The organism is Sphingopyxis sp. (genome assembly GCF_034380315.1).
Lineage (GTDB): Bacteria > Pseudomonadota > Alphaproteobacteria > Sphingomonadales > Sphingomonadaceae > Sphingopyxis.
This window is the reverse complement of the sequence record NZ_JAXMPB010000002.1, coordinates 93992-105405: the sequence shown is the minus strand read 5'-3', so window position 1 is coordinate 105405 and position 11414 is coordinate 93992. Positions and strand designations below refer to the sequence as shown.

Annotated in this window: 8 protein-coding genes and 1 tRNA gene; 3 read left to right on the top strand and 6 right to left on the bottom strand. The window is 63.6% G+C overall.

What is annotated here, in order from left to right; translation table 11 throughout:
* Genes U0S50_RS03515 through U0S50_RS03495 form a run of 5 tightly spaced genes read right to left on the bottom strand, consistent with a single transcriptional unit; the run spans position 1 to position 4785 of the window.
* Positions 1-990, bottom strand: a complete 990-nt coding sequence (locus U0S50_RS03515) for a DNA polymerase III subunit delta' (protein ID WP_322307383.1) — start codon at positions 988-990, stop codon at positions 1-3.
* On the bottom strand, positions 978-1649 hold the full coding sequence (gene tmk, locus U0S50_RS03510) for a dTMP kinase (RefSeq protein ID WP_416194946.1): 672 nt from the start codon (positions 1647-1649) through the stop codon (positions 978-980). The genes U0S50_RS03515 and tmk overlap by 13 nt, the downstream gene beginning before the upstream one ends.
* Entirely contained in the window at positions 1601-2902 is a 1302-nt protein-coding gene (locus U0S50_RS03505) for a D-alanyl-D-alanine carboxypeptidase family protein (RefSeq protein ID WP_322307382.1), read from the bottom strand. The genes tmk and U0S50_RS03505 overlap by 49 nt, the downstream gene beginning before the upstream one ends.
* A complete protein-coding gene (locus U0S50_RS03500) occupies positions 2838-3803 on the bottom strand; it encodes a septal ring lytic transglycosylase RlpA family protein (RefSeq protein WP_322307381.1) in 966 nt (321 codons plus the stop codon). The genes U0S50_RS03505 and U0S50_RS03500 overlap by 65 nt, the downstream gene beginning before the upstream one ends.
* Positions 3787-4785 carry a lytic murein transglycosylase gene (locus U0S50_RS03495; protein ID WP_322307834.1) on the bottom strand — a complete coding sequence of 333 codons (999 nt, stop codon included), beginning with the start codon at positions 4783-4785 and terminating at the stop codon, positions 3787-3789. The genes U0S50_RS03500 and U0S50_RS03495 overlap by 17 nt, the downstream gene beginning before the upstream one ends.
* 212 nt (positions 4786-4997) lie before the next feature.
* On the opposite strand from U0S50_RS03495, the gene U0S50_RS03490 reads away from it, so the two are divergent.
* The 3 genes from U0S50_RS03490 to U0S50_RS03480 all read left to right on the top strand — a co-directional run bounded on the left by U0S50_RS03490 (position 4998) and on the right by U0S50_RS03480 (position 8348).
* Positions 4998-5084: transfer RNA gene (locus tag U0S50_RS03490), tRNA-Ser, on the top strand.
* Positions 5085-5172: 88 nt separating this feature from the next.
* Positions 5173-6744: a tyrosine-type recombinase/integrase gene (locus tag U0S50_RS03485; protein WP_322307380.1), complete on the top strand. Its 1572-nt coding sequence runs from the start codon at positions 5173-5175 to the stop codon at positions 6742-6744.
* A gap of 20 nt (positions 6745-6764) precedes the next feature.
* Positions 6765-8348, top strand: coding sequence for a hypothetical protein (locus U0S50_RS03480; RefSeq protein ID WP_322307379.1), 1584 nt, complete (start codon positions 6765-6767; stop codon positions 8346-8348).
* Here U0S50_RS03480 and U0S50_RS03475 read toward each other — a convergent pair.
* Complete coding sequence (locus U0S50_RS03475; RefSeq protein WP_322307378.1) at positions 8294-11410, bottom strand: type I restriction endonuclease subunit R; 3117 nt, start codon at positions 11408-11410, stop codon at positions 8294-8296. The genes U0S50_RS03480 and U0S50_RS03475 overlap by 55 nt on opposite strands.
* Between the last annotated feature and the right edge of the window lie 4 nt (positions 11411-11414).

Sequence of the window (11414 nt, the reverse complement as noted above, 5' to 3'; positions counted from 1 at the left end):
TCAGCGTGCGCCCTGCCGCGAACGCGGTGCCAACTCGGCCAGGCAATTGCCGATTTCAAAGCCGACCATCGCACCGTCATATGAACCGCGAACCGCGTCGCGCGCGGTGCGCTGAACCCGGTCCCACTGCGCCAAAACCGGCGCGATTTCGGCAATCGGGCGATCGCGGGCAATCCGGGTCAGCAGGCCCGGCACGATATCAATCGCCAACTCGAGCCGCGCCCGGTTGGCCGTTCCGCCGACCTCACGCGCGAGCGCCTCGCGTAGCCGGTTACCTGGGTCGCCGGTCGCGGCGATCGTCGCCAGCTTCTTTTCCATCGCGGCGACGTCGCTGTCGACCAGAGCAAGCGCCTTGCCGGGGACCCCGCCCGACGCCGACACGATCGCGCGCAAGTCGGCCATATCGAGCATCGAGCGAATTTCGTGCAGCCATGCTGTCATGACGTCATGTTCAATCGGTTGAAAACGCAGCGTTCTGCACCGCGAGCGGATCGTCGGCAGCAAGCGCCCTGGCGAATGGCTGACGAGCAGGAACAAGGTCTGTGCGGGGGGCTCCTCCAGCGTTTTCAACAACGCATTCGCCCCATCTGTTTCCAGATCGTCGACGGCATCGACGATGATCACCCGCCAGTCGCCGAGCGATAGCGACAGGTGCAGTCGGCGGATCATCCCGCGCACCTGATCGATGGTGATATTGCGGGCGAGATCCTTGCTCTTGTCCTTGGGCGCGCGTTCCAGGCGCACGATTTCGGGATGATTGCCCGCTTCGACCAGTCGCCCGGCGGCGGTATCGCCGGGATCGTCGAGCGATTCCGGGCGGCCGTTACCGCCGCGCCCATGCGTCATCAGAAAGCGGGCGGCGCGCGCGGCAAAGGCGGCCTTGCCCATCCCCTGCGGCCCGGCAAGCAACCAGGCATGGTGCAACCGCCCACTGCCCCAGGCATCGAGAAAAGCGTTCTCCGCGTCTTCGTGCCCGATCAGTCCAGCCATTCGGAAAGCTCCGCCAGGATAGCCGCTGTCACCGCCTCGGGCGCCGCGCCGGCATCGATAATTCGCCAGCGGGCAGGCTCGGCGGCAGCGATCTCGGCAAAGCGCTCGGCAAGGCGCGTCTGATAGTCGGCGGGCTTGCTTCCCATGCGATCGCGGCCGTCGCCGTCCCGCAGGACGAGGCGGCGCGTAGCTTCATCCTTGCCCACGGCGAGCAGAAAGGTGCGATCGGGAAGCAGTCCGCATGATCCAAAGCGGTGAAGCGCCATGATGTCCGCATCGGTAATCCCGCCGCCGCCCCCCTGATAGGCGCGGGTGGAATCGACGAAACGATCGCAGATTACCCATGCCCCACGCTCCAGCGCCGGGCGGATCGTGCGCGCGACATGGTCGGCGCGCGCGGCGGCGAAGAGCAAGGCTTCGCTGCGGGCATCCCAGCGATCGTCGGCACCGGTCATCAGCAGCGTACGTATCGCTTCAGCCCCCGCGCTGCCTCCAGGCTCGCGTGTCGCCACGACGTCGATTCCCCGATGCGCCAGCGCTACGGCCAGCGCCTCGATCTGGGTCGATTTTCCGACCCCCTCGCCGCCTTCCAGCGTGATGAAACGCCCCGTCACCACCCGGTCAACCTGTAGAATCCGGCGCGCGTTCGGGCCCACCATCCGCCTTCGACGATGTCATCCGAAGCCAGCAAGGGCGTTTTTTGCGGGGGAAGCCCGTCCGGCGTCACGATCAGTTCCGCGATGGGGGTGCCGCGTACGATCGGCGGCGACAGCGAAGCCTGACTTTTCATCACGGCGCGATAGCCACCCGAATGCCCTTTGGGGACCGTCATACGCACCGCCATGCCGGTCTTCGCCGAAACGATCGGGCGGTTTCCTCGATCCACATTGATCGGGGCGACGCTGACGTCGGCGGACACCAACTCGCGCCCTTCCCACTGCTCAAAGCCCCAGCGCATCAGCCGTTCGGCCTCATCGCGCCGCGACTTCTCGCTTCCCATGCCCGCCACCACCATGATCAGGCGCCTGTTTCCGCGCTTCGCAGAGCCCAACAGGCAGAACCCCGCTTCGGCGGTATGTCCCGTTTTCAAGCCATCGGCACCATCGAACCGACCCAAAAGCGGATTGCGGTTTCGCTGAACGATCGGCGTGCCGTCTGGAGCCTTGCCATGACGCAGGCTGGGGATCGAAAAATACCGGCCATAACCATCGGGGTGTTCGCGGATCAGGCGATCGGCCAGCGTGATCAGGTCTGCGGCGCTGACCTTGGTGACGCCGCCGTCCGGCCAGCCGCTGGCGGTGCCGAACCGGCTCGATTTCATCCCGATAGAGGCCGCTACACGGTTCATTCGCTTGACGAATTCCTGTTCGCTCCCGTCGATTCCGACCGCCAGCAACACCGCAGCATCATTGCCGGAAACGGTGATCAGTCCCTTCATCAACTCATCGACCGTCAGCATTTCCCCGGGACGCAGAAACATCGAAGAACTGCCGGTCCCACTGTTCCACTTGCGCCAGATATCCTCGGTCATCCGGAACTTCTTGTCGCGCGACAACTCCCCCTTTTTAAGGAGGTCGAGGACGACATAGGCGGTCATCACCTTGGTCATCGATGCGGGAGCAAATGGCTTTTCGGTTCCGCGCGAGAAGAGGACCGCCCCGGAATCGAGGTCTTTCAACATCACGATGGGCGCTTTGGTCACGTAAAGCGGGCGGCTGACGGCAGTCGCTTTCGGCGTTGCCTGCCCAGCGGCGGGCAAAGCGGAAAGCGCGACCCCAGCCGCGGCAACGGCCAACACCGCTCCGGCGCTGCGCATGGCAAGCTTATTCTTCATCACGGCCACGTCGTCACCGGTCACGAACGACCGTCGCGTCGCGAAATCCTTTTGCCCGAGCTGCCGCCAGCGCTGCATCCGCCTTGGCCTTCTCGCCAAAGGGCCCCGTCCTGACGCGCCACAGCGTCCCGGCCTTACTGGCGGTGCCGCCGACCATCTTGGCGGCGGCCTCGGCCCGCGCCTGGGTGCTGAACGCGCCGACCTGAACGAACAGTGCCCCGCTTGAAGGCGCGGCGGGCTTTGCCGTCGCGGCAGGGGGCGGCGATGTGGTTGTCGGCTTTTTTTCGTCACTTTCAATGACCAGGCGGTCGCTCCCCGGTGCCGATCCCGCCGAAGCCGTCGGAACCGGCCCGGTCGGCTGCGCGGTCAGTGCTGCCGGAACGGGCAGGTCCTTTGCCTTGCGGCGCAGGATAGCGAGTAGCGAATCGGGCGTCGCGATGCGTTCGGGCACCGCCCTTCCCGCCCGAAGCTGTGCTCGTTCGGCCGCGGGCGGATTGGTCCGGCGCACGCGAACGGCCACCGGCCCATCCTTCAGCCCCAGCTGATCGGCGGCGCCATGCGACAGCGCAATCAGTTGGTCGTTCACCATCGGCCCGCGATCATTGACGCGAACCAATATCGTTCGCCCGGTATCGAGCGCCGTCACCTCGACATAGCTCGGCAGCGGCAGCGTCTTGTGCGCGGCACTGATCGCGGACGGAACGATGCTTTCACCATTGGCCGTCGCTTCGCCCGCACGATCCGCGCCATAACGGCTCGCATAGCCCACATCGTCATAATCGGGGATATCGGCTGGGGTATAGGTCGTTGTGCCGATGGTGAAGGGTGCTCCCAGAATGCTGGGCGTGTCGGGCACGCCGACCGAGGCAGGGGACGGCGGAACCGTCGCCACTTCCTTGTCCTTGCCTCCCAAACCTCCACATGCCGCAAGCGCCAGCATCGCGCTGGCCAGCCCCCCTCCTCTAACGATCGATTTCATCCGCCAGCAACCCCACCGAAAGCGCGTAAAAGTTGGAACAATTATAGTCGAGTATCGCACGATAATTGCCCGTCAGCAAATAGGCGGTCTTTCCAGGACCGTCGGGTTCCAGCAGCGCCGCCTGAATATGTCCGTCAGGCCAGTTGCCGCCCACCGGCTGAAAACCGTCGGCACGCCATTCTGCCATGCTCCGCCAACGGCTATGCCGGGCAAAGACGCGCGGACAGCGCGTGGGTTGCAACCGGCTGGCATGGCGCCCCCGGTCGAAACCCGCCGGAACACGCACCGCGACGCCCCACGGTTGCCCCGCCCGCCAACCGGCGCGGCGCAGATAGGCCCCGATGGATTCGATCGCGTCTGCCTCGCTGGACCAGATGCGGGCCACACCGTCGCCATCGCCATCCTCTGCCACCTGCAGATAGACGGAGGGCAGGAATTGCGGATAGCCGAAGGCCCCTGCCCAGCTGCCTTTCAGCACGCTCCGCGGCACGCCTTGTTCGACCATCACCATCGTGGCGATCAGTTCAGGCTCGAAAAGGCTCCGGCGGCGCCCCTCATAGGCCAGTGTCGCCAGCGCTTCAGGCAAGTCAAAGCTGCCCGTCACGCGCCCATAAGCGGTTTCATGCCCGTAAATGGCAATCATGATGCTGGTCGGCACCCCGGTACGCTGCTCGATGCGCGCCAACATCGGCAACAGCCGGTCATGCACGGCCCGCCCGCCATTGATCCGCGCGGCATCGACATGCCTCGCCCGATAGGGGGCGAACGCAGGGATCGGCGTATTGGGGTTCGGTGGGCTGCCCAGATTGTCGCGGTCGAGCGCGATGACACGGCTATTGTACCGCAGCCCTGCCGTTACCCGATCAAAGGTCGCGCGCGAAACCCCGCGGGCCTGCGCCTTTGGCCACAGCGACTGGACATAGGCGTCAAAGGCCACGTCGCCGCTCGCCTGCGCATGGAGCGGCGCCGAAGCGGTGAGCATCCAGGCCGACAGCAAAACCCCGGCCGAGGAAAAAAGACGTCCGATTCTGAAACTTGATAAGCGGGTCATAAGCCTCCCCATAGGCATAATGTCGCACAGATGCACGTGCCTTGGCTAGGCGGCGCCACGGCAGGGCGAGTCATTCCTGCGGCGGGGCGTGAGAACAGGTTTTGCTTGCCGCCCGGCCCGCAGCCGCTATGGCGGCGGGCAGCGGACAGGTGGCCGAGTGGTTTAAGGCAGCGGTCTTGAAAACCGCCGTGGGTGCAAGCTCACCGTGGGTTCGAATCCCACCCTGTCCGCCGGTACTGCAAGAAGTCGTTTTGTTTCAGCAGTATGTTGATTTTTCAAGGTTCTTCCGGCCAATCTGGTACGGAAGGCAGGTACGGAATGGGTATTGCGCGCGTGGGCCTCAAGCGGTCGAAGACGGGGCTGTGGCAGGGGCGCAAGGAAATCCCTGAGGGGATTCGGGCGGCATATGGGAAACGCGAAGAGAAGGCGACATGGCCCGCACATCTGACTCATGAACAGGCGCTCGCCGAGTATATGCCTTGGCGGGCGAAGATCGAATCGGCGATCGACCTTCTCAAGCAGCAACGGGTCGGCTTGGTCCGACTTTCGCGCCAGCAGGCTAAGGCCCTCGCCGCCGATTGGTACCGGGCAGCAGCAGCGCAGGAGGAGGATGCACCGTCGGCGTGGCACGGCCACGAAATCGATTGGGAAGCAACACGGGAAAGTCTTTTTGACGAGGAGTTCGACAGCAATACGGGGGAATCTCGCTTCGTCCCCGGCCCTACTCTCCTCGACGAACGCGACCAACTCCTCGAAGAAAGAGGGTTGCGCTTAACGGAGGACAGCGCAGCGACGCTGCTGAACGAGCTCGCTGAGCTTTATGTAGCCCTATTACATCGCGCCGAACGACGAGCCCGTGGTGACACCGCCGTCGATCCTGTACTCATGTCTTTGCCGGCTTCCGATGCCACAATCGCTCCGGCACCCCTACCGAGGCCCAAAGCCGCTCCTTCGGCAGCCGTTTCCATCAAGGGGCTGTTTGAGCGATACGCCGGGTCCGGCACCGCGAGCCCTCGAACGATTAGCAAGTGGCGACCGCAAGTCTTTCAATTTGTGAATCATATTGGCCACGACGACGTGACTCGCGTGAAACGGAACGACCTCACCGGCTGGGCCGAAGCCCTCGTGGCTCGCGGGTTGGCGGTGAAGACAGTCACCGACAGTTATCTCCCTGCGGTGAGGGTTTGCTTCACCCTCGCCTATGACGATGGGTTGATCCCCGCGAACCCAGCTAGCGCCCTCAAGGTGCGAGGTCCGAAGGCAGCCGAAACGCGAGACAAGGACCACAGCGACGACACTGCAAGGTTGATCTTGAAGGCTGCAATGGCGGAGCATCCGAGTTCATTGCCCGCGCGTCACCGGCTGGCCCGCCGCTGGGTGCCTTGGATTTGTGCCTATACCGGCGCCCGCGTCGGCGAGATTACGCAGCTGCGCGCGATGGACATCCGGCAAGAAGAAGGCGTGTGGGTATTTCGCATCACCCCCGAAGCTGGCAGCACAAAGGACAGCAAGGCACGTTCCGTACCCGTGCACTCGCACCTGATCGAACAGGGTGTGCTTGGACTCGCGAAGGCGGACGACCCCACTCCCCTGTTTTATGATGTTCCCGAAAGCGGTGGCTCGAACGTCAATCCGCTCCCGAAGCAGCGTGCATCTAAGCTAGCTTCGTGGGTCCGATCACTTGGCGTCACTACGCCACAGCCGAATCACGGCTGGCGCCACCGTTTCAAGACCGTTGCTCGGTCGATGGGTATCCCGGCGGAGGAGCGCGACGCTATTCAAGGGCACGTCCCCCGCACCGAGGGTGAAAAGTACGGGAAGCAGCCGCTGGAGAACCTGCGCGCAGCTGTTGAGAAGCTACCACGCTATGACGTCGCTGGCGTCGGCTAGAGCCGCCGCTGGTACCGACTATGTCTGTTGCTCCTTCTGACGCGCCACCGCAGCGCGACCGCAGCCATCTCGAAGACAGTCGTCCGATCCCGTGGGACCGGACCTGTAATGCTCCGGGCTGGCCCGCTGCCCTCGATGCCTTGCTAGCCCTGCTGGAGTCCCGTGAGGCCCGTTCGCGGCAGCGAAGGGCCGTAGATCGCCGCAAGCTCCGCGAGGTGCTCGGGGCGGTCGTGCTGGCCCTCTACGCGACCTACAGGGCCGAGGAGGATCGATGGCTGGCCTACTCGCGCCGTAATGACGACTACGGTCCCACCTTTCGCCGCTACCTGCACCCGGACGTCAGCACGCTAACGGCAACGACCGTAGCCGACTTCCTCGGCGCTGCTGGGCTGGCGGATCATCGGCGGGGATCATTCTCACGCAATGGCTTTGGCGGCGGGAGCGGTTTCCGTTCGCGTATCCGGGCTCGCGCGAAGCTTGCCGCGCTATTGGAGGACAGCGGCGTTTCTCCGGCATCGCTCGGCGCCGCCGACTGGACCGAGCTACTACGCTTGAAGGCGCCCGCCGAGCGCTGGGGCGGTCCAAAGCGGCTCATTCCCTATTCCGACACAGATACAACGCTCGCCCTGCGGACAGAGCTGCAGGCGTACAATGCATTTCTGGACCAGTTCAGGATCGACATCGAACCGCAGGCCGTTGCTCCTTCGGAACTGCCGGTTCAGGCAAACGACGATCCGGCCGACATGGCCGACCAGCGAAGCCGTCGCCTCTACCGCGTTTTCAACAATGAACGGTGGGACCACGGCGGCCGCTTCTATGGCGGCTGGTGGCAGCGGATTCCGTCGGCGCATCGCCGCCGCCTGCTGATCGATGGCGAGGAGACGGTGGAACTGGACTTCGCCGCCCTGCATCCGCGCTTCTGCTATCATCTCGAAGGTATCCCGCTGGCGCCCGGCATCGATCCATATCACGTAGAGGACATCAGCGGCCCCAATGTGCGAAGCGCGATCAAGGTGGCGTTCAACCAGCTCGTCAATGTCGACGGTCCGCGCAGGCTCAAGGCCCCCGATGGCGTCCGCGCAATGCTCCCAAAGGGCACCAGCTACGCCAAGCTGATCCGCCAGATCGAGATGCAGCATGCGCCCATATCGTCATGGCTACGGAAGGGGCGCGGTGTTGAACTCCAATATCTCGACAGCCAGATCGCCTCGACGGTATTGGGTTTCATGCGCTTCAGGGACATCTGCTGCCTACCCGTCCACGACAGCTTCATCGTTCCCCGTTCTGCCGAGGCGACGCTCGGTCACGCCATGCTCATGGCTCATTGGGCGACGTTGAAGAAGCAGACGGGTATCGGAAGCTGGCCCATCATCTCTGGCTGGACCTCTGATGCCGTTCGGGAGCGTGCTCAGGCGGAGGTGGGGGAGCCCTTGGCGCTATTGAAGGCAAGGATCGGTGGGATGAACTCCATCTCCACCACGACCGCTCCCTCGGGGGCACCTTTAGCCATTACTGGGAACGGTAAGAATGGGCAGGGAGCAGCTATCGTTCAGCCTACCGCCTCGTGCTCATTCTCGTCCGCCGAACCGCGAAGGGTTTCATAGAGCTGGGCAGGACCGAGCAGGATGTCCTTGAGCCCGGCCCGAACTTTCTCAGAGCCCAACGCCTGCTGGCTCATCTTCTGGTGCGCGTCGAGCGCGTCGATTATGGCGTTGAGCAGCTCGTTGTCGAGTGTGGGCGATGCGGCGAACTGCGCCTTGCTGTTGTTCTTCGCCTGCGTGACGAGCTCGTCCGATTCGAGCAGCTTCCCCCGGATGACTTCATTTATATAGACGAGCTGGTCACCGTCGGTCAGATCGCCCTCGAACAGGTCGTTCACCCGCTGGATGATCTCGCGGAGCAGCGCCTTCTGCCGCTCCTGAAGCGACCCCGATCCCGCGCCGTCAACCGGCTTGATCTTCTCGGCATCGCCGCCAAGTGCCATCGGCTGCTTCCCGAGCTGCTTCAGCGTGTGATGGGTCAACTGCAGCTGCGACACGTCCACGACAATGCGCTCCCGGCCGAAGTCGAGCAGGCGCACGAGATATTTGAAGAACAGGAATCGCTTCTCGATGTCGGTGTTCCCGTAATCGAACATCTGGCTGAGAAAGGTATAGATGCGGATGAAGGTCTGTGCGTCGCCCTTGAACATCGCGAGCGCGTTCATCTCGTCCGACGCCGCCCCGGCAGCCTTCTCATCCTCCAGCTCGTCGGCGCGTACCTTCGCTTCCTTCGCGGCTGCGAAGCGTTTCAGCAGCCGATCCGCGACAGGGCCGACGGCGCCCGCAAGATCACCTTGGGTCGACTTGGGGTCCATCACAACGGTTGCGACGCGGTCGACCTCAAAGCTGTCGTACCAGCCCCCGGCATCGAGCTTCGCCCGCATGTCAAAGATCAGATTCGGATCGGTGACGCCTTCGAGTTCGGCCGTTTCGTAATAGGTTCGGAACGCAGCGAGCACCTCGTCCGCGCTGTTCACGAAGTCGAGGACATAGGTCGTGTCCTTGCCCGGATGGGCCCGATTGAGCCGCGACAGCGTCTGCACCGCCTGCACGCCTGCAAGCCGTCGGTCGACATACATGCCACAGAGCAGCGGCTGGTCGAATCCAGTCTGGAACTTATTTGCTACTAGAAGAACGTGATAGTCGTCGGCCTTGAAGGCGTCGCGGATGTCGCGGCCCTTCAGATTCGGATTGAGCTCGCGGCTGCTCTCGGTGAGCGGATCGGGCGACGATTCAGGATCATGAACCTCGCCCGAGAAGGCCACAAGCGTCCCCAGCGGATAGCCCTTGGCGCGGATATATTTGTCGACCGCGATCTTCCACCGCACGGCCTCTTTCCGGCTGCCCAGCACGACCATCGCCTTAGCTTTACCGTCGAGCAACGGCTGCACATTCTCGCGGAAGTGCTCGACAATGATCTGGACCTTCTGCGCGATATTATAAGGGTGCAGACTGACCCACTGCATGATGCCCTTGACGGCTGCCGACCGCTCGACCTCGGCATCGTCCATCTCGGCACCACCGTGCGCGAGCTTGAACGCCAGCTTGTACGGCGTGTAATTCTTCAGGACGTCGAGGATGAAACCCTCCTCGATGGCCTGCCGCATCGAATAGACGTGGAACGGCGCAGGGAGCCCTTCTGGTCCCTGAGGACGCCCGAATAGCTGAAGCGTCTTCGCCTTCGGGGTTGCGGTGAAGGCGACATAGGTCACACCCTTGTCGCTCGCGCGCGCCGCCATCTGGGCCGCGAGGAGGTCTTCAGTATCGATCTCGCCGCCATCCTGCAGCTCTTCGATCTCTTCCGGTGACAACACCTCCTTCAGCTTCGCCGCCGCCTCGCCGGTCTGGGAGCTGTGGGCCTCGTCCGCAATAACCGCGAACCGCTTGCCCTCGGTCGCCGCAAGATCGCGCACCGCCTGAAGCGCGTAGGGAAAGGTCTGGATCGTGCAGACGATGATCTTCTTGCCTGCCTTCAGCGCGTCGGCGAGCTGGCCGCTCTTGCTACCGCTGTCGCTCTTGATCGTCTCGACGACGCCGGTCGTGCGCTGAAAATCGAACAGCGCGTCCTGCAGCTGCCCGTCGATAACACGGCGGTCCGACACAACGATCACCGTGGAGAACAGCTTCTCGTCCCTGTCGTCATGGAGTTCGGACAGGAAATGGGCAGTCCAGGCGATGGAGTTCGTCTTGCCCGATCCGGCCGAATGTTGGACGAGGTATTTGCCGCCGACGCCCTCGGTGAGCACCGCCGCCTGCAGCTTCCGCGTCGCGTCGAGCTGGTGATAGCGCGGGAAGATGATCGAGCGGATATTCTTCTTCTCGTCGCGCTGGGTGACGAGATAGCGGCCGAGTAGTTCCAGCCAGCTGTCGCGCTGCCACACGCGGTCCCACAGGTATGCCGTCGGGTGCCCGAAGGGCGGCGTCGGATTTCCCTTGCCGCCGCCGTCGCCCTGATTGAACGGCAGGAAGAAGGTGTTCGGCCCCGCCAGCTTCGTCGTCATCATCACCTCGCGGTTCGAGACTGCGAAGTGGACGAGCGCGCCCGACGGGAAGCTCAGAAGAGGCTCGCGCTCATGCCCCTTCTGCTGCGGCAGCCGGTCGAAGCGATACTGGTTCACCGCATCCTCCACCGATTGGGTGAAGTCGGTTTTCAACTCCACTGTGGCGACCGGAATGCCGTTGAGGAACAGGACAAGGTCGATGCAGTTCTCATTGGCGAGGCTGTAGCGGACCTGCCGGATAACGCGCAGCCGGTTGGCTGCATAGCGCGCGACGATTTCGGGGTTCATTCCCATCGCGGGCTTGAACTGTGCCAGCGCCATCGTGCCGCGCACCCCGATGGTGTCGACGCCGTTGCGGATCACATCGAGCGTGCCCCGGTCGTCGAGCGATTTGCGAACGCGGTCGAGCAGGATCGTCTCGGCGGCCGCGCCGTGAGTCTTGCTCAGGTTCTCCCACGCCTTGGGCTGGGTTTCCTGCACCCACGCAACCAGATCGGCCGGGAACAGCGCGCGCTTGCGATCATAAGCCTGCGCGTCGCCGGACTGGTATAGCCAGCGTTTCGAGGCCAGCGCGTCGCAGACTTCGTTCTCGAAGGTGATCTCTTCGTGAAGCCGCTGCTTCATTCTT